Origin of the sequence: Stenotrophomonas sp. PvP093 (assembly GCF_017876915.1) — a bacterium.
In the GTDB taxonomy this organism is placed as follows: domain Bacteria; phylum Pseudomonadota; class Gammaproteobacteria; order Xanthomonadales; family Xanthomonadaceae; genus Stenotrophomonas; species Stenotrophomonas muris.
Map to the genome: position 1 here is coordinate 3554087 of NZ_JAGIOX010000004.1, position 18462 is coordinate 3572548.

The 18462-nt window shown below is 66.9% G+C and carries 19 protein-coding genes; 8 read left to right on the forward strand and 11 right to left on the reverse strand.

Going from position 1 to position 18462, the window contains the following annotated elements; genetic code table 11:
* Positions 1 to 3 precede the first annotated feature (3 nt).
* Positions 4 to 1398 carry a DUF2867 domain-containing protein gene (locus J3A72_RS19210; RefSeq protein WP_075076554.1) on the forward strand — a complete coding sequence of 465 codons (1395 nt, stop codon included), beginning with the start codon at positions 4 to 6 and terminating at the stop codon, positions 1396 to 1398.
* A gap of 38 nt (positions 1399 to 1436) precedes the next feature.
* On the opposite strand, the gene J3A72_RS19215 is transcribed toward J3A72_RS19210, so the two are convergent.
* Positions 1437 to 1868 carry a pyridoxamine 5'-phosphate oxidase family protein gene (locus tag J3A72_RS19215; protein WP_075076555.1) on the reverse strand — a complete coding sequence of 144 codons (432 nt, stop codon included), beginning with the start codon at positions 1866 to 1868 and terminating at the stop codon, positions 1437 to 1439.
* Between the two features lie 285 nt (positions 1869 to 2153).
* Between J3A72_RS19215 and J3A72_RS19220 the strand changes: the two genes are divergently transcribed.
* Positions 2154 to 2591, forward strand: coding sequence for a hypothetical protein (locus tag J3A72_RS19220; protein WP_046429425.1), 438 nt, complete (start codon positions 2154 to 2156; stop codon positions 2589 to 2591).
* A gap of 36 nt (positions 2592 to 2627) precedes the next feature.
* Complete coding sequence (locus tag J3A72_RS19225; protein WP_075076556.1) at positions 2628 to 3134, forward strand: PaaI family thioesterase; 507 nt, start codon at positions 2628 to 2630, stop codon at positions 3132 to 3134.
* 9 nt (positions 3135 to 3143) lie between these two features.
* On the opposite strand, the gene J3A72_RS19230 is transcribed toward J3A72_RS19225, so the two are convergent.
* The 4 genes from J3A72_RS19230 to J3A72_RS19245 form a co-directional block, all read right to left on the reverse strand.
* On the reverse strand, positions 3144 to 4886 hold the full coding sequence (locus J3A72_RS19230; protein WP_075076575.1) for a GGDEF domain-containing protein: 1743 nt from the start codon (positions 4884 to 4886) through the stop codon (positions 3144 to 3146).
* A gap of 164 nt (positions 4887 to 5050) precedes the next feature.
* Positions 5051 to 6076 (reverse strand): AI-2E family transporter, encoded by a 1026-nt coding sequence (locus J3A72_RS19235; protein WP_032961540.1) that lies wholly within the window; start codon positions 6074 to 6076, stop codon positions 5051 to 5053.
* 106 nt (positions 6077 to 6182) lie between these two features.
* Entirely contained in the window at positions 6183 to 7235 is a 1053-nt protein-coding gene (locus tag J3A72_RS19240) for a sensor domain-containing diguanylate cyclase (protein ID WP_069117451.1), read from the reverse strand.
* 138 nt (positions 7236 to 7373) lie between these two features.
* The gene (locus J3A72_RS19245) at positions 7374 to 8381 is read right to left on the reverse strand and encodes a LacI family DNA-binding transcriptional regulator (protein ID WP_046429416.1); all 1008 of its coding nucleotides are present in this window, start codon (positions 8379 to 8381) and stop codon (positions 7374 to 7376) included.
* 95 nt (positions 8382 to 8476) lie between these two features.
* On the opposite strand from J3A72_RS19245, the gene J3A72_RS19250 reads away from it, so the two are divergent.
* Genes J3A72_RS19250 through J3A72_RS19270 form a run of 5 tightly spaced genes read left to right on the forward strand, consistent with a single transcriptional unit; the run spans position 8477 to position 13109 of the window.
* Entirely contained in the window at positions 8477 to 9529 is a 1053-nt protein-coding gene (locus J3A72_RS19250; RefSeq protein WP_049441133.1) for a sugar phosphate isomerase/epimerase family protein, read from the forward strand.
* A gap of 27 nt (positions 9530 to 9556) precedes the next feature.
* Entirely contained in the window at positions 9557 to 10774 is a 1218-nt protein-coding gene (locus J3A72_RS19255; protein ID WP_075076557.1) for a nucleoside permease, read from the forward strand.
* 12 nt (positions 10775 to 10786) lie between these two features.
* Positions 10787 to 11911 (forward strand): Gfo/Idh/MocA family oxidoreductase, encoded by a 1125-nt coding sequence (locus J3A72_RS19260; protein ID WP_075076558.1) that lies wholly within the window; start codon positions 10787 to 10789, stop codon positions 11909 to 11911.
* 19 nt (positions 11912 to 11930) lie between these two features.
* Complete coding sequence (locus J3A72_RS19265) at positions 11931 to 12794, forward strand: sugar phosphate isomerase/epimerase (protein WP_075076559.1); 864 nt, start codon at positions 11931 to 11933, stop codon at positions 12792 to 12794.
* An 18-nt stretch (positions 12795 to 12812) separates the two neighbouring features.
* Positions 12813 to 13109, forward strand: coding sequence for a cytochrome c (locus J3A72_RS19270; protein WP_032961525.1), 297 nt, complete (start codon positions 12813 to 12815; stop codon positions 13107 to 13109).
* A 30-nt stretch (positions 13110 to 13139) separates the two neighbouring features.
* Here the strand turns inward: J3A72_RS19270 and J3A72_RS19275 are convergent, their stop codons facing one another.
* The 6 genes from J3A72_RS19275 to J3A72_RS19300 form a co-directional block, all read right to left on the reverse strand.
* The gene (locus J3A72_RS19275; RefSeq protein ID WP_075076576.1) at positions 13140 to 13898 is read right to left on the reverse strand and encodes a DUF1080 domain-containing protein; all 759 of its coding nucleotides are present in this window, start codon (positions 13896 to 13898) and stop codon (positions 13140 to 13142) included.
* On the reverse strand, positions 13898 to 14473 hold the full coding sequence (locus tag J3A72_RS19280; protein WP_014646300.1) for a gluconate 2-dehydrogenase subunit 3 family protein: 576 nt from the start codon (positions 14471 to 14473) through the stop codon (positions 13898 to 13900). The genes J3A72_RS19275 and J3A72_RS19280 overlap by 1 nt, the downstream gene beginning before the upstream one ends.
* Positions 14473 to 16158: a GMC family oxidoreductase gene (locus tag J3A72_RS19285; protein WP_075076560.1), complete on the reverse strand. Its 1686-nt coding sequence runs from the start codon at positions 16156 to 16158 to the stop codon at positions 14473 to 14475. The genes J3A72_RS19280 and J3A72_RS19285 overlap by 1 nt, the downstream gene beginning before the upstream one ends.
* Positions 16159 to 16184: 26 nt before the next feature.
* Positions 16185 to 17081 (reverse strand): TIM barrel protein, encoded by an 897-nt coding sequence (locus tag J3A72_RS19290; protein WP_049404955.1) that lies wholly within the window; start codon positions 17079 to 17081, stop codon positions 16185 to 16187.
* 210 nt (positions 17082 to 17291) lie between these two features.
* Positions 17292 to 18074: an SDR family oxidoreductase gene (locus tag J3A72_RS19295; RefSeq protein ID WP_075076561.1), complete on the reverse strand. Its 783-nt coding sequence runs from the start codon at positions 18072 to 18074 to the stop codon at positions 17292 to 17294.
* Entirely contained in the window at positions 18071 to 18397 is a 327-nt protein-coding gene (locus tag J3A72_RS19300) for a nuclear transport factor 2 family protein (protein ID WP_069117468.1), read from the reverse strand. The genes J3A72_RS19295 and J3A72_RS19300 overlap by 4 nt, the downstream gene beginning before the upstream one ends.
* Positions 18398 to 18462 lie beyond the last annotated feature (65 nt).

Here is an 18462-nt window from a genome sequence, read left to right on the forward strand (position 1 = left end):
ACCATGCCTGGTTCGACCCGCGATCGCCGTTCGTTTCCAGCAGTGCAGCTTCCGGCACAGGACGGCGGCAGTCCGACCGAAGTCACCCTGATCGCGCAGCTCGGCATCGGTGCCGGCGACGCGCTGGTGAGTGACGCCGGCCAGCGTCAGCGCCACCACCCGGCCTTCATCGATGCGTTGGATGAACCTTCGGCGCGACTGGGTGGCATGCACCTGCAGCACGGGGATGCCTCCTCGCTGTACAGCTTCACCGTCGGTGCCGGTGGCCACCCGTTTCATCGCCATGCAGGCCCGCGCATTTTCACCGCCATCGCCGGCAGCGCGGGAGCCGAGCTGCGTTTCGCTACCGCCTCCGACGCGCAGCTGGCAGCAGGTCCTGGTGCCTTCGCGCGCACGCTTCGGCGCGTCCGCATCCCACCGGACTGCCTGTTTACCGTGCGCTTCGGCGGCGGCACCTGGCACCAGTTCGCGTCGAACCATCCTGCACATCCGGCGCTGTTTGCGCTGTCCTGCCACAGCGATGAACTGGCAGGCCGAATGAGCGAGCAGACCCGTGCGCAGGTGGAGCGCAATGCCGCCGATATCCCCAGCCTGACCGAGGTGCTTCCGGAATCGTACTGGCCTTCGTGCACCTCGCTTGCGGCGGCACCGCTGTTGCAGCTGTCGCTGCAGGCGGCACCTCCCAGCGTGTGCGCGCTCCTGTGCGCGCGTACCCGTGCCCTGCTCGGCCCGCTGCGCCGCATCCCCATGCGGCCGCTGCGCGGGTTCGTCGAACGTGCCACACCGGCCTATCCCATCCATTCGCGGCCCGCGCCCACCGATGGCCTGCTGACCACAGCGCTGCCGCACAGCCACTACCAGGACCTGACCACCCTGTGCCTGGAACCCTCGCAGGTGCTCCACCGTTCAGCGTCGGCGCTGCTGGCCGACGTACTGGAGGGCTTCCTGCGCAATCCACCCAGCGGCGTAGGCCATCTGATGGCGCTGCGAAACCGACTGGTGGCACCGCTGCGGTTGCGCACGTCGCCGCTGGGATGCCCGGTGTCGTCATTGCTGTCGACCGATCGCAGCCGGTTGTTCGCTGGTCGATTCCCGGTGCTGGATTCGCACATCGATACGCAGGACAACGACGCCGAAGTCCTGCTCGGCGCCGACGATCGGCACCTGCGTTTCCGCAGCAGCGTGCGCGTGCAGCGGCATCGCGATGGACATGTCGAGATCAGCCTGGGCTCACGCGTGCAGACCCTCAATGCGTTCGGCGGCATGTACATGGCCCTGATCGACGCCGGGCACCGGCACTATGTCGCGCCGGCACTGCTGCGGCGTGCGGTGGAGCACGCCTTGGCACCGGAACTGGCCAACCTTGAGGATCCGGCAGCACACCCTGCGCACTGCTGACCCTGGAACGCGATGCGCCGGGCGCTGCGTGGTTCCGGTCAGATCACGATTTCGCCCTCGTCCTCGCCATCCCAGTAGTGGACGCGGCTGGCGCGCACATGGATCAGTACCAGCCCCGGTGTATCCACGCCCTGTTCGAACCAGCGCTCCAGGTCCTTCACCCAGTGCTGGCTCATCGTGGCCCGGTCGCGCACCAGCACAGCCCTGCCCTGCACGTGCACGAACAGCGGCGGCTTGCCCAGCAGCGACTTGCTGCCGGAAAGACCCAGCGCAACGGCGGGGTCAGCTTCAATCTCGCGCACCATGTCGGTGTCTTCGGTGGTGAAGAACCAGCTGTCACCGTCATAGTCCACGTCGCCATTGTTGCTCATCGGACGGCCGGCAATCTCTCCACCGGCGTGGGTCTGCAGCAGGGTGAAATCAATGCCGGCCATTTTCCTGGCCAGTTCGGGCAGGGTGAGCTGGGTCATGGCGTCGTCCTTCATGGAATGGAATCCCAGCGTCTGCGCAGCGCGGTGACCTGGGCGTGGACGGGTAGTTGCGGCCTCTTCACAGGAAACGAGATAGAGCGCATGGCGCGTACGTGACGCACTCCTCACCACCACACTGGCGTTAACGGCAGATGGAGGAACGGCCCTGCAAGCCGCGACACGCCCCTAACGGCGTGCTGCCCCAGAATCGCGCAACCCCGTGGCGCGACCGGCATGGCTGCCGGTACAAACGCGGCCTTTCCTCCGCAACCGCATGGCCTCCACATGGACCTGTCCGCCTGGCTCGCGTTCGGCTGCTACCTGTTGGCGTTCTTCATTGTCTGCCTATTTGCTGCGGCCTATCTGAAACGCTCCGACTTCATGCCCTACCACGGCCAGGCCGTGGACAGGCCGTGGGCACAGATCGACCCCCGCATGCAGGTGCTGCTGATGGCACTCATCCGCGTGGTCGGCGCTGCTTGGATCGCACTGGCCGGTGCCGGCGTGATGCTGGCCTGGTTGATCTTCTTCGGAGGTCACTTCGCACTGCCGCAGCTGCTGGCGTTCCAGCTGTTCTGCCTGGTCGCCACCCTGCCGCCGGTCCTGGTCGCTTCCGGCGTGCGGCGACGCACCGGTGCGCGTACACCGGTGCCCGCCGGCGCCGCAGTGGTGCTGCTGTCGGTCATCGGATTCGTGCTGGCCCTGTTGTCGCTACCGCAGTGAGTTCTTTTTCTCCCCTCTCCCCCGCGAGGCTCCACGATGAATCCCGAATCGATCTTCTACAGCGTGGTCAACGGTGATCTTCCACGCTCCCAGGCCGGCACCCTGCTCGGCTGGCGCTTCGTCGGTTACGACGATGCACTGCGCCGCATCCAGGTCGAGTTCGAGGCCGGGCCGGTGCTCACCAACCCGATGGGCAACGTGCAGGGCGGCTTCCTGTCAGCGATGCTGGACGACTGCATGGGGCCAGCGATCTACGCCACCCTGCCTGCCAACCGCATCGCGGTCACGGTCGAATCCAAGACCAGTTTCGTCAGCCCCGCACGGCCCGGGCGGATCATCGGCTGGGGCGAAGTCGAGCACAGCAAGGGCAGCATCGCCTTCACCCGCGGCTGGCTGACCGACCCGGCCGGCAAGGTGCTGGCCACTGCCAGCGCCACCTTCCGTGTGGGTGCGCTGCGCTGGCGTGGACTCTCGGTGCCGCGTCCCATCGCGCGCCGGATGATTGCGCGCACGCTGCTGCGCGTGCATGCGCAGATCGGCTGATGGGTGCCGTCAACGTGCGTTGCGGCCGCCGCCAGCCACGCGCACGCGGTCGCGGCCCTGCGCCTTGGCCTGGTACATGGCCGCGTCGGCGGCACGCAGCAGGGTGCGCCAGCCCAGCGCGTCGGTGCCGCCCTCGGCCACACCGAAGCTGGCGGTGACGCGCAGCACCTTGCCACCGACCAGGGCGATGTCCAGCCGCTGCAGCGCCACCCGCAGCGACTCGGCCAGCTGGCGGCCACCGGCCAGATCACCGTCGGCCAGCAACACGAGAAACTCCTCGCCACCATAGCGGGCAATGCTGTCGCTGCGGCGCAGGTGGCGCTGCAGCAGCTGCGCCACCTGCACCAGCACCTCGTCACCGGCGTCATGCCCGTGGCCATCGTTGATCGCCTTGAAGCGGTCCACGTCCAGCAGGATCACCACCGCGCTGTTGCCACCGTCGGCATGACGCTGCTGCACCAACTCGTCCAGCGCGCGCCGGTTCAACAGCCCGGTCAGCTCATCGGTGCCGGCCAGCTGGCGCAGCTCGCTGGTCAATGCCGAGCGCTCGCGCGACTTCTCGCGCAGCACTTCGATGGCATCGAACAGGCGCTGCATCTCGGCCAGCGGGTGGGTCACATGCTGCTCCGGGCCGGGCGCTTCCGAGGCGATCTGGATGACCTGCTTCTGCGCCTGCAGCAGCGGCCGCAGGATCTGAAGATGCGCGATGCGCAGCGCCACGCCCAGCACCACCAGCGTGCCCAGCACCGTCGCCACCAGCACCACCAGGCGCGTCGCTTCGCGATTGCGGGTGCGTTCGAAACGGGCGATGGACACGCTCAGGTAGCCGTCCCGCAGCGCTTCCAGCGACCGCAGGGTCGGCACGTAGCGGGTGGTGAATTCGGCGGTGGTCCACGGCGGCGGCACGCCGCGCCGGCCATCCTCGATCAACTGTTCGATCATCGGCAGCGATTCGCCGAAGAACTGCCGGCGCGCCATGTCCCAATGCCAGGACAGCGCTGGATCACTGCGGAACACCGCTTCATGGCTGCCTGCCAGCCGCCACAGCTCCAGCAGGCGGCCTTCGGTCTGCAATGCCGCCCGCACCTGTTCGTCACGCCAGGCCCCCGGCACCGCCACCGGCGCCATCACGTTCGAGGCCAGGCGGCCGCCATGCTCGCGCAGGTCGATCAGCACCTGGCCCTGCATCGCCGGAATCGCCGCTTCGCGGTCGGCGCTGACCAGCACGTTGATCTGCGCCGAGGTCAGCACGTGCAGGCGATCAACCACGGCGAACATGCTGCTGATCGCGCGCTCCACGTCCTCCACCTGGCGCGCGCCATGCGGCTGTGCCGCCACCCGGTCCACCGCGGCCCGCGCCGATTGCAGGCGACGTTGCGCATCGGCCAGCAGCCCGTGTTCGTCGACCACGCCCGGGTGAGCGTTGAACACGGTGTCCAGGCGTTGCAGGGCGGTATCGACCCGCTTGCGCGCGACTGCCAGCTCCGCCGCCAGCCGGGCCTGTTCGCCCGCATCGGCCGTGTCGGCCCCGAGCAGGCTGTTGGCGGGGCCGCGCTCGGCCGACACCAGGTTGGCCAGGTCGAAGGTCTGCCGCAGCTGGCGCAGGCTGACCAGGTTGTCCTCGGCGGCAGTGAAGCGCAGCGTGCCCTGCACCAGCGCGATGGCCATCAATGGCAGCGTACAGACTACGAACAGCCCGGCCAGGATCCAGACCCAGGTCCGCAATCCGATGGGCGACGCCTTGCGGGCCATGCACATTTCCCCTGTAGTGCACAACACTGTAGCGGCCGCCTGCACAGGCGCCAAGCCGCTACCGGATCAATCGTTGCCATGGGTATACCGCGCCCGCCGCGAACGCACCGACAAAGGCCGCACGGGTCGTCGAATCGGGGCAAATTACGTCATGCCCCGCCGCGTCAGATCCAGCGCTGGTCGACCAGTTCGCGCTTCACGTAGGCATAGAACACCGGTGCGGCGACCAGGCCCGGCAGGCCGAAGGCCGCCTCCATCACCAGCATGGCCAGCAGCAGCTCCCAGGCACGCGCCTGGATCTCGCCACCGACGATGCGCGCGTTGAGGAAGTACTCCAGCTTGTGGATCACGATCAGGTACAGCAGCGCCGCCACCGCCACATAGAACGAGACCGACAGCGCGACGATGGCGATGATCGTGTTGGAAATGATGTTGCCTACCACCGGCAGCAGGCCGGCCAGGAAGGTGATCAGCACCAAGGTCTTGGACAGCGGCAGGTGCACGCCGAACAACGGCAGCACGCCCAGCAGGAAGATGGCGGTGAACACGGTGTTGAGCAGCGAGATCTTCACCTGCGCGAACACCACCTGGCGGAACGCGGTGGCCAGGCGGCTGGTGCGCCCGACCAGCTCCTGCGCCAGCGGGCCCATCTTCGGCAGCGGCAGTTCGTCATACAGCGCGATCATCGCGCCCAGCACCATTCCGATCAGTACGCGCACACCGACCTGTACCACCGAGGTACCGGCCACGCCCAGCTGCCGCTGGTGCTCGGCGGCCCAGTCGTTCAGCGCCGCGCGCAACGCCGGCATGTCTTCGGGAATGTAGGGTTGCAGCAGCGCCGGCACCTGGTGCCGCGAAGTGTTGAGGATCTCCATCAGGCGCGCCAGCAATGCGTCCGGGCCGCCGGTCTCGTTGCGGAAGAACGAGGCCACGCCGATGCCGGCCAGTACCAGCCCGCTGATGATGATCGCCGACAGCACGATCACTGCGATCGCCCGTGCCCGCCCCGGCGGCAGCTTGCCCTCCACGGTGGAGGCCAGCACGTGCGTCAGCTGGAACACCAGCAGGCCGGACAGCAGGGTCACCACCAGGCCCAGCTTCAGCGCCAGCCACATGCCCAGCAGCATCATCAGCCACGCCGCGATCCTTGGAATGGGGGGTTTGGGCTGGGCAACGAGAGCGTCTTGCATGGGAGCGCGTCCGGGCGGGGTGGCCCATGGTAGAGGATTGGCATGCCGATTCCGCGTGCAGGATGAACGGGCATTTCACCCTCGTTCGGCGGCGGCGGTGCCGCACTCACTCGCCGTAGCTGGCCGTGTTCTTGCCCTGCCGCTTGGCGTGGTACAGCGCGCGGTCGGCCAGTGCCAACCAGTCCTCGACACTCCCGCCACGCGGTGTGGCGGCAATGCCGATACTGACGCTGAACTCCACGCCCGGCGTGGCCTGCTGCGCGGCCTCCAGCAGGTGCAGGCGCACCCGCTCGGCCACGTGCATCGCATCGACGGGCGCGCAGTCGCGCAGCAGCACCACGAACTCATCGCCCCCCAGCCGCGCGGGCGTATCACCGGGCCGGGCAAAGGTGCGCAATGTCGCCGCGATATGCCGCAGTACCTCGTCACCGGCGCGGTGGCCATGCGAGTCATTGATGCGCTTGAAATCATCCACATCGAGCATCAGCAGGCAGGCAAAACCGCCCTGGCCCTGTGCCCGGTCCAGCGCCTGCTGCGCACGCAGGATCAGGAAGCCACGGTTGGCCAGCTCGACCAGCGGGTCCATCCGGCTGAGCCGCTGCAGCTGACGGTTCTGCGATTTGACCCGGCGCGCCAGCTGCCAGCTGAGAATGCTGAGGCCGATGCCATACACGAACAGGAACGGGACACTCAGCATGATCGTGCGCTGCGAGGTGACCGGCTGGAAAGGGAAGCCGAGCAGCCACCAGGCGAGAGCGAAACCCAGCAGCAGGGCCAGGGTGGCGCGCATCGCCAGGCGCACGCCACCGGCAGCGATCTTGTCGGCCACCAGCAGTGCGGCGAACAGTGCACTGGGCACCGCGCTCAACGCCATGAAGGCGATCCAGCCACCGCCGAAGAAGGAGTCGGCCACCATGCAGCGGAACTGGACGACCGCCGGCTGGCGCGAGCGCTGGGTCAGCCGCAGTGCCAGTGCCGGCCACGCCAGCGCGTTGAGCAGCAGCAGGACCCAGGCCAGCCCGCCGTCCTGGCGTTCAAGCATGATCGAAGCGATGGGGATCGCCCCCAGCCCATTGCCGACGAAACGCATCCAGCCGATGCGACGTGCCGCGCCAATGCCTTCGACCGCGCCTTCCGCCGAATCGGTGAAGAATGGCATTGCCGACCCCCTTGCGCGATCGCACCTGGTGCTACGGCCCTTGCCGGGCTGCCTGCGATGAGTCTGACAGCTTTGCGTCAATTCGGGATCAAGGTTGCGCGATATCGCGCGGGCCGCTGCCGCTCCCCCTCCCCGTGGTCATCCGGGTCGGGGCGCAGCCGTCGAACCACGCAGCTTGAAGCTGAACTCCAGCGTCTGCTGAAGCGGCACATCGACGTGCTCGATGATGGCGAGCAGCAGGTTGACCGCACGCTCGCCAATCTCCCGCATCGGCTGCCGGATGGTCGTCAGCGGGGGCGTGAGGTAGCGGGAGGACGCCAGATCATCGAAGCCGACCACGGACAGCTCGTCCGGCACGCGGATGCCCAGGTCCCGGCAAGCGGCCAGGGTACCCAGTGCCATCTGGTCACTGAAGCAGAACACCGCGGTCGGCGCGGCCGTGCCATCCAGCAGCGCCATCGCCGCTGCATGGCCGGATTCCACGGAAAAGTCACCCGGCACGATGCTCAGCTGGCGCAGGCGGCCACGCGCCTTGCCGGCCGCGCGGACCCCTTCCAGCCGTTGCTGGTGCAGGGGATTGTCAGGCGGCCCGCCGACCACCGCAATCCGTTCGTGTCCCAGCCCGTACAGATGCTCCATCACCGCGCGTGCGGCGGCGGCGTTGTCGATGTGGACGCTGGGGATGCCCAGCGCGGGGTCGAACTCGCAGCCGTTGACCACCGGTGCGGCGGCGCCGCGCTGCTCGACGATCTCGCGCGCGGTCGGTGGCAGGCGATGGCCCAGCACGATCATGCCGTCGGCCTCGTTGCGCCGGAGCATCTGCGCGTAGCGCTCCTCACGATCGGGTTGATGCTGGGTATCGCCCAGCAGGACCGCATAGCCCACCGCCTGCGCGGCCTCCTCCGCCCCCTGCAGGATCTGCGCGAAGAACGGATTGGCGATGTCCGGGACGGTGACGAGGATCTTGCCGCTGCGCTGGGTCTTGAGCGTGCGCGCCACCGTGTTGGGCACATAGCCCAGTGCGGCGGCGGCCTGCTCGATGCGCGCGCGGGTGGCCGGCAGCACCTTGTCCGGCCGGGAAAGCGCGCGCGACACCGTACCGGCGGACACGCCGACGTGTTTTGCGATGTCGTAGATGGTGGCCATGGCGTTAGTCCTCCTGCCCGCTGTGCACTGCACAACAGGTCCTGCGTAAGCCCCTGCTAGGATAATGCAATCGATTGCATCGAGGGCGAATCACGTTGAAGACGCTCAAGGGTCCAGCGCTGTTCCTGGCGCAGTTCATCGGCGACACAGCTCCTTTTGATCGGCTGGACACGCTGGCCGGATGGGCCGCGGGTCTGGGCTATTCTGGCGTACAAGTCCCCACCTCCGCGCCCCACCTGTTCGACCTGGCGGAGGCGGCGCGCAGCCAGGCGTACTGCGACGACATTGCCGGCATGCTGGCCGGGCACGGCCTGCAGATCACCGAACTGTCGACCCACCTGCAGGGGCAGTTGGTTGCCGTCCATCCTGCCTACGACAGCCTGTTCGACGGATTCGCGCCACCGGACAAGCGCGGCAACCCGGCCGCCCGCCAGGCCTGGGCGGTGGAGCAGCTGCGGCTGGCGGCGCAGGCCAGCCAGCGCCTGGGGCTGACCGCGCATGCCACGTTCTCCGGTGCATTGGCCTGGCCCTACTTCTACCCCTGGCCGCAGCGCCCGCCGGGACTGGTGGAAGAAGCCTTCGCCGAACTCGGCCGTCGCTGGCGCCCGATCCTGGATGCGTTCGATGCCTGCGGCGTTGACCTGTGCTTCGAGATCCACCCGGGCGAGGACCTGCACGATGGTGCGACCTTCGAGCGCTTCCTCGATGAGGTCGACCACCATCCCCGCGCGAAGATCCTGTACGACCCCAGCCACCTGCTGCTGCAGCAGATGGATTACCTCGGTTTCATCGACCGCTACCACGCGCGCATCGGCATCTTCCACGTCAAGGACGCGGAACATCGCCCCAGCGCAAGCAGCGGCGTGTACGGCGGCTACCAGGACTGGATCGACCGTCCGGGCCGGTTCCGTTCACCCGGTGACGGCCAGATCGACTTCAAGGCGATCTTCTCGAAGTTCGCGCAGTACGACTTCCCCGGCTGGGCGGTACTGGAATGGGAGTGCTGCCTGAAGCACCCGGAAGACGGCGCGCGCGAGGGTGCCGCCTTCATCCGCGACCACCTCATCCGCGTGACCGAACGCGCCTTCGATGACTTCGCCGACAGTGGCACCGACGCCGCATCACTGCACCGCATGCTGGGAATCTGAGCCAAGACCGCCCCGGGAGGGCAAGCCATGACGCACGCCATGTCGCGCCTGGGCGCGATGATGTTTCTGCAGTTCTTCATCTGGGGGGCGTGGTTCGTCACCCTGGGCACCTACCTGGTGCAGGGCCCGCTGCAGGCCAGCGCGAGCCAGGTGGCGACCGCGTTCCTCAGCCAGTCGATCGGCGCCATCGTGGCGCCGTTCCTGGTCGGGCTGATCGCGGATCGCTACTTCGCGGCGCAGCGCATTCTTGCGGTACTGCATCTGGCCGGTGCCGCGCTGATGTGGCTGGCGTCCACGGCAACCAGCTTCAGCATGTTCTCTGCGTGCGTCATGGGCTACATGTTGCTGTTCATGCCGACCCTGGCACTGGCCAACAGCGTGGCCATGCGGCACATGCAATCACCCGAGAAGCAGTTCCCGCTGGTCCGCGTGGCCGGCAGCATCGGCTGGATCGTGGCGAGCGTGCTGATCGGCTGGCTGGGCTGGGAACAGGCGCATCGGCTTGAGCTGACGTTCCGGATGGCGGCGGCGGCGTCGCTGGTGCTCGGGCTGTATGCGTTCACCCTGCCGCACACACCGCCACTGGCGCAGCAGCGCGATGCCGGGCTGGGGCAGATCCTGGGGCTGGATTCGCTGCGGCTGCTGAAGTCGCGCGCCTACCTGGTGTTCTTCCTGGCCTCCATCGCCATCTGCATCCCGCTGTCGTTCTACTACAACTTCACCAATCCCTATCTCAACGACCTCGGCGTGCGCGGCGCGGCAGGCCTGCAGTCGCTGGGCCAGGTTTCCGAAGTGCTGCTGATGCTGGCCATGCCGTTCCTGTTCGTTCGGCTGGGGGTGAAAACCATGCTGGCGGTCGGCATGGCCGCCTGGGTGGTGCGCTACGCGCTGTTCGCCTTCGGCGATGCAGGTGGCGGTTTCCCGCTGCTGGTGATCGGCATCGTGCTGCACGGCATCTGCTACGACTTCTTCTTCGTCACCGGCCAGATCTACACCGATGCCCATGCCGGCCCTGCCGCGCGCAGCAGCGCACAGGGGTTCATCACCCTGGCCACCTATGGCGTGGGCATGTTGATCGGCACCTTCCTGTCCGGCGCGGTGGTGGAGCACTTCACCACCGAGGCCGGTCCCGACTGGCAGCAGATCTGGCTGTTCCCGGCCGCTGTTGCGCTGGTGGTGCTGGTCGCCTTCCTGCTGCTGTTCCGCGACCGGCCGGCGGCTGCGGCCGCGCCCTCCACACCCTGAGGATCCCAGTCGATGCCCAAGCTTGGAATCGCCATCGTCGGCACCGGCATGATCGGCGCCGTGCACCGCCGCGCGGCCTTGCTCGCCGGCGCCGAGGTACGCGGCGTGGCCGCCTCGTCACCGCAGCGCGCGCATGAGGCAGCGCACTCCTGGAATGTCCCGCGCGCCTACCTGGATATCGAGGAGGTGATCGCCGATCCGCAGGTACAGGTGGTGCACGTGTGCACGCCCAACCATCTGCACCGCGCCATGGCACAGGCTGCGCTGGAAGCCGGCAAGCACGTGATCTGCGAGAAGCCGCTGGCGACGACGCTGGACGATGCGCAGGCGCTGGCGGTACTGGCCGCCTCGACCGGATTGGTTGCCACCGTCCCCTTCGTCTACCGCTACCACCCGGTGGTGCGCGAGGCGCGTGCACGCATCGCCCAGGGTGACCTGGGGCCGCTGCACCTGATCCATGGCAGTTACCTGCAGGATTGGCTGCTGGACCCGGCCAGCAACAACTGGCGCGTGGACCCGGCGCTGGGCGGCACCTCGCGCGTGTTCGCCGACATTGGTTCGCACTGGTGCGACCTGGTCGAATGGGTCAGTGGCGAGCGCTTCACCGAAGTGAACGCGGCGTTTGCCACGGTGATCGCCGAACGCAGCGCCGTCACCGGCCAGAGCTTCAGCACACCGGCGGCGAACGGCGCGACGCAGGCGGTCGCGAGCGAGGACGTGGCGACGGCGATGTTCAGGACCGGCGCCGGTACGCTGGCGTCGTTGACGGTGAGCCAGGTTTCGGCCGGACGCCGCAACCGCCTCTGGTTCGAGATCGATGGCGCCAAGGCCAGCATGGCGTTCAACCAGGAGGACGCCGAGCGGCTGTGGATCGGCCTGCCCGACCAGCGCGAGGAGATCTTCGTGCGCGGGCCCGGCGCGGGCACTGCCGAGCAACGCCGGCTGTCGGCGCTGCCGGCGGGGCACGCGCAGGGCTACGCCCAGTGCTTCGAGGCGTTTGTCGCCGACACCTATCGCGCCATCGACGGCGAGCAACCGGACGGCCTGCCCACCTTCGAGGACGGCATGCGTTCGGCGCGGATCGTTGATCGTGTCATTGCATCGGCCAGGTCACGCGCCTGGACCACCATCGGTTGAATCCCGGGAGGATCTGTTGATGAAAGCCCTTGTCCGTCGAAGTGCAAGCCTCGTCCTGCTGCTCGCGGCGCTGCCCGCCTTCGCAGTCGAAGCCGCCAGCGCGCAGAAGCCGATAGCGGTGCAGATGTACACCCTGCGCAATGCCGGCTCGCTCGAGCAACAGTTGAAGATCGTCCACGATGCCGGTGTGCACGCGGTGGAAACCGTCGGCACGCAGAACGTCAGTGCCGCGGAACTGAAGCAGCTGCTGGACCGGTATTCGATCAAGGCCATTTCATCGCATGTGCCGCTGGCCGAGCTGCGCAGCAACCTGGATGGGGTGGTGACCTTCAACCGGTCGATCGGCAACACCACGCTGGTGGTGCCGTACCTGGACAGGAAGGAACGCCCGAGCGATGCCGCCGGCTGGACCGCCCTGGGACAGGAACTGGGCCGGATCGCGAAACAGGTGCGCGGCAAGGGCATGCGCCTGGCCTATCACAACCACGACTTCGAGCTGGTCGACTTCGATGGCAGGACCGGGCTGGAACTGCTGTTCGCCGCCGCCGGCCCCGACCTGCAGACCGAGCTGGACCTGGCCTGGGTCGCGCGTGCGGGCCTGGACCCGGCGGTGATGCTGGGAAAGTTCCGCGGCCACGTATTCGCGGTACACGCCAAGGACAATGCGCCCAAGGGCCAGGCCGAAGACGAGGGCGGATTCGCTGCGGTCGGCCAGGGCGTACTGGACTGGAACGCGATCCTGCCTGCCGCGGCGGTCGCCGGCGTGCATTGGTACATCATCGAACACGACCAGCCACGCGAGCCGGCCAAGGTCGTCCAGGCCGGCGCCGACTATCTGCGTGAACACCTGACCACCAATACGCCTGCCCGTGCGCGGCGCTGACGCATCAAGGAGCCCCACATGAAAATGATCCTGGCAATGGCGGTGGCCCTGGGCGGCATGAGTGTTGCGACAGCCGCCTGGTGCAAGGGCGACCCGGCTGCGGGAGCAAAGCTCTACACCGCGAACTGCGTGGCCTGCCACGGCGCCGATCGCGCGGGCATGCCGGGCGCGTTCCCGGCACTCACCGACATCGGCAAGCGCATGGCACCTGCACAGATCAAGGAAAAGATCAGCAAGGGCGGCGGCCTGATGCCGCCCTTCTCCCAGCTGTCACAGCAGGAGATCGACGATATCGCCAGCTACCTGGCGAAGTAAGCGGCCGGCGACCACGCCGGCCGTGTGCGGCTACAGCTCGCGCACCCAGATGTTGCGGTAACTGACCCTGGAGTCATGCTCCTGCAGATAGAGCGGCGCACACGCATGGGGCGAATACGAGGGCGCCCCGATGTACTCGGTCTTGCCTGCCAGCACGGTGTCATCCTGCACCAGCACGCCGTTGTGCAGCACCGTGATGCGCGCGGGCGACACAAGCCCACCGCCCACCGAGAAGCGCGGTGCCTTCCAGATGATGTCGTAGGCCTGCCACTGGCCCGGCGCGCGCGAGGCATTCACCCGCGGCATGGCCTGCTTGTAGATGGAGCCCGCCTGGCCATTGGCATAGGTCGGGTTGTTGTAGCTGTCGAGCACCTGCAGTTCATACAGTTCCTGCAGGAAGATCCCGCTGTTGCCCCGGTTCTGGCCGTCAAAGCCCTTCGTGTCAGTGGGCGTGCGCCACTCCACATGCAGCTGGACATCGCAGAAGCGTTGCCGGGTGCGGATGCCCTTGCTGCCCGGAACGACGGTCATGGCGCCCCCGGCAACCTTCCAGGGCACGCGTCCGCCCTGCTCCGATTCCCACGCGGAGACATCCTTGCCATCGAACAGCACGATCGCGTCGGAGGGGGCCTTGCCTGGCGGCGTGGCCACGACAGCGGGCACGGGGGTCCACAGTTCGGTCATCTTCGGGTCGCGCGCAGCGTCGGCACTGTCCTGCGCGAATGCAGATGCAGCGGCCAGCAGGCCAACAGTGATCAACGCAGGGCGGATCATCAGGGTGGTGTCCATCAGCTGGTCCCCCACGCGGGCGTACCGGGGACATAGGCGAGGTCGCCGTCGTAGCGGCCGGGCACCGCGACGTACTGCAGCACGCCGGTCGCCCCGACCTTGGAGGTGAAGAAGCCGAAGATGGCCAGCTGCTTGATCATCGTGAAGTAATGCGGCATCGCCTCGCCCTCTTCAGGCGTACCGGTCTCGGTCACGTCGGCAGAGCGCGCCTTGGCTTCGGCGTCCAGCGTTCGCAGCAACTGGGTGCGGGCTTCCGGCGCAAGCGCCACAAACCTGCCGCCGGCGCGCTTGTCGATATCGACCAAGCCTGCCCGGAACGTTGCCTGCTGCCGGGCGGTGTAGCAATCGCTGACGAAGGTCGCCATGAACAGGCCAGCGCCGGCATCCTTCGCCCCTGGCGTCCGGGTCCGCGGCAGGATGGTCTCGGCGATCTCGTCCAGCGTGCCGATGTCGGCATCGGAGAACAGGGTCTTCACCGGTGCCGCGGCGGCGTTTCCCTGCGCGAGCGCAGGCAGGCCGACCATGGCCGCGCCGGTGGCGGCAACGATCATCTTCAACAGTTCGCGGCGATCCATCAGAGGCTCCCCGCTTTCAGTTCGCGTGCCGCGTGGTCGGCCGCGCGCGCGGTCAGCGCCATATAGGTCAGCGAAGGATTCACGCAGGCGCTGGAGGTCATGCAGGCACCGTCGGTCACATAGACGTTGGGCGCATCCCAGACTTGGTTGTGCGCGTTCAATACCGAGCTCTTCCGGTCACGTCCCATGCGTGCGGTCCCCATCTCGTGGATGCCCTTGCCCGGGGCATAGTCGTGGTCGTGCATCTTCACGTCCTTGACGCCAGCCGCCTCCAGCATCTCGGCAGCATCGGCGGCCATGTCCTTGCGCATCGCCAGTTCGTTGGCGCGCATGGACACGTCCATCGCCAGCACCGGCAGCCCCCATTTGTCCTTGCGGTCGTGGTCCAGGCGGATCGTATTGTCGTGGTGCGGCAGCATTTCACCGAACCCGGTCATGCCGATGCGCCAGTCGCCCGGTACGGTCAGCGCCTCCTTCAGGTCGGCACCGATGTTCAGCTCGGCGATCTCGCGCGACCAGCCGGTGCGGCTGGCACCGCCCTGGTAACCGAACCCGCGCAGGTAGCCGCGCTTGTCGGCCGCGACGTTGCGGAAGCGCGGAATGTAGAAACCGCACGGACGGCGGCCGAAGTAGTACTTGTCTTCGTAGCCCTCGACCCGGCCCGAGGCGCCCGCACCGAAATGATGGTCCATCACGTTGTGCCCCAGCTCGCCCGACGAAGAACCCAGTCCCCCCTCCCACACATCGGTCGCCGAGTTCATCAGCAGCCAGGTCGAATTGAACGACGATGCATTGAGGAAGATGACCTTGGCGGTGTACTGGTAGGTCTGCCCGGTCTCGGCATCGATCACCTCCACGCCGCGCGCACGCTTGCGATCCTTGTCGTAGAGCACTTCCTTGACGATCGAGAACGGCCGCAAGGTCAGGTTGCCGGTCTTCATCGCCGCTGGCAGCGTCGCCGCCTGGGTCGAGAAATAGGCACCGAAGGGACAGCCCAGGATGCACTTGTTGCGGTACTGGCAGTTCACGCGCCCCTGCTCGGGCATCGGCTGGGTGATGTTGGCGGTGCGCGAGTGGATCATGTGCCGCGTTCCGCCGAAGGCCTTCTTGATCCGCGCGGCCACGTCCTTCTCGACGATGTTCAACGGGATCGGCGGCAGAAACTCGCCGTCCGGCAGCACGTCCAGTCCTTCGCGCGTGCCGGCGATGCCGGCGAACCTCTCTACATGGTCGTACCACGGCGCGATGTCGGCATAGCGGATCGGCCAGTCGGTGGCGATGCCATCCTTGAGGTTCGCTTCGAAGTCCAGGTCGGAAAACCGATAGCTCTGCCGGCCCCACATCAGCGAGCGCCCGCCCACGTGGTAGCCACGGAACCAGTCGAAGCGCTTGGTTTCGATGTAGGGTGAGTCCTGCTCGTTGGCCCACATTCCTTCCAGGTTCTCGGCCAGGCCGTAGTCGCGCATCAGCACCGGGAAGGCGGCCTTCATCGCCTGCGTCGGCCGGTTGCGATGCGGGAAGTCCCACGCTTCCTTCATCGCATTGACGTAGTCCTTGACGTGCTCGATGTTGCGCCCGCGTTCCAGCATCAGGACCTTCAGGCCCTTCTCGGTCAGCTCCTTCGCTGCCCAACCGCCACTGATTCCCGAGCCAACAACAATGGCGTCGTAGTGATTATCTGCCATGGTCTCTCACCTGGGTGGATATCGTTTCAGACGTCGCAGAGGCGGATCGCCTCGCGCAATGAGGCAACGGGATCGGGCGCTGCAGGCGTGAATTCCTGCGCCAGATACCCCTTGAAACCGGTGTCGCGGATCGCGCGACAGATGGCCGGATAGTGGAGCTCCTGCTGGTCTCCAATCTCGTTCCGGCCCGGCACGCCTGCAGTGTGGTAATGCTTGAAGCAGGCGTGATGCTTGCCGATGGTGGCGATGATGTCGCCCTCCATGATCTGCATGTGGTAGATGTCGTAGAGCAGGCCGAAGTTGTCCGAGCCGAGCCGCTGGCACAGCTCCACGCCCCAGGCCGAGTGATCGCACAGGTAGTCGTGGTGATCGACCCTGGAGTTCAGCAGCTCCATCACCAGCACCACGCCGCGCTTCTCGGCATGCCCGAGGATGCGCTTGAGGCCCGCCTCGGCATTGGCCATGCCGTCCTGCGGGTCCATGCCGTTGCGATTGCCGGAGAAGCAGATGAGGTTGCGGTAACCGGCATCGGCGACCAGGTCGATGTGCCGCGTGTAGCGCTCCACCAGCGGGTCGTGGAATTCGCGGCCGGCAAAGCCCTTGGTCAGGCCCAGCTCCGCGCCATTGCACATCGAGCTGTAGACGCCGTTCGCCTTCAGCGTGGGCCAGTCTTCCGGGCCGACCAGGTCGATGGCGGCGAAGCCGATGTCCTTCACCGTCGTGCAGAGCTGGGCGACCGACAGCTGCGGGAAGGTCCAGCGTGCGACGGAGTGCTTCAGGTTGCCCTTGAGCGCTGCGGTGGCGGCGAATGCAGGCAACGCTCCCGCAGTACCCAGGGCTACGCCTCCAGCAACCGCCATGCGCAACGCATCACGCCGCGTGAGGCCCGTCGCCGGAGCCGGTCTGATCGAATGGATGGACATCCACCTGCCGGCCTCCCAACCGACATCAAACACTGAGGATTCACTGCAATGCAATCGATTGCACCATAGGGGAGGAATTTGTGTGTTTGCAAGTCGCAGTGCACGAAAATCAATGCTGCGAGGCACAACTCCGCAACCGACCTGGAAAACAAAAGCCCCGCGTGAGCGGGGCTTTCCTTCTGGCGGTGGGAGCAGGACGACGCCTGTTGGCTACAGGGTCGAAACCGTGCCGCCGTCGATCCGATACTCCGTTCCGGCAATCGACGCCGACCGGGGAGACGCCAGGAACACAATCAGATCGGCCACCTCCTGCGGTGCCGCGGGCCGTCCCACCGGGATCCCGCCGAGCCAGTCCATGACCACCTTCTTGCCTCCTTCATAGTCGGTTCCCGCTTCCGCAGCGATCCGTTCTGCAAATTCCCTGGATGCTTCTGTCTCGATCCAGCCCGGCGCTACGCTCAGCACCCGCACGCCCTTGGGGGTGACCTCTCGTGAAAGCGACTTGCTGTAGGTCGTGAGTGCCGCTTTGGCGGCGGCGTAGGCGGTGGTGGACTCCGGCAGAGGCAGCATGCGCTGGATCGAACTGACGTGGATGATCACGCCAGCGCTCTGCGCGAGCATGGATGGCAGCAAGGCACGATCCAGGCGGACCGCCGGCATCAGATTCAGGTTCAGCTCGGCAAGCCAGTGCGCATCACTGATCGCTGCGAAGCCACCGGCAGGTGTCTTTGATCCCCCCAGCACATTGACCAGGATGTCTGCGCCGCCCCATGCCTGCAGCACGGCGTGGGCGAAAATGCCGGTGCCCTCGGCCGTCGACAGATCGGCGGCTACGTAGGCGACTCCTTCCACCGGGCGTGCCGGCAGGCTGCGCGCCGACGTCATTACCCTGGCCCCGGCCTCGGCGAGGGTCCTGACCACGGCCGCCCCCACACCGGCCGTGCCGCCGGTCACCACGGCCCGCAGGCCACCGAGTTGAAGATCGAAGCTCATGCCGTGATCTCCAGCGATGCGATCAGGCCCCGTTCCAGTTCGAAACGGTAGCTCAGCAGAATCGGACTGCCGGGGAAGTTACCGCTCACGATGGCACGGACAACGTGGTGTTTCTCCTGCCGTTCGATGGCGCTCGGCACGCTGGTGGCGCTGTATTTGGCCGATGCCTCGGCCAGGAAGGCTTTGATGGCGTCGACGCCGACGAGGGTGTGCCCGTCGTCCTTCAGCACAGCCTGGGCGGCAAAACAACGCGCCAGCAGTTCAGGGTCATGTTCGGCCGCGAAGTACGCGGCAATGGGTTCTGGGAGGGTCAACGCATTCATTCCTGGCTCCTGCAGTGGTCAGGCGCTCAGGATGTGCACGCTGGTCGGTTAAGTGAATGCCCTAT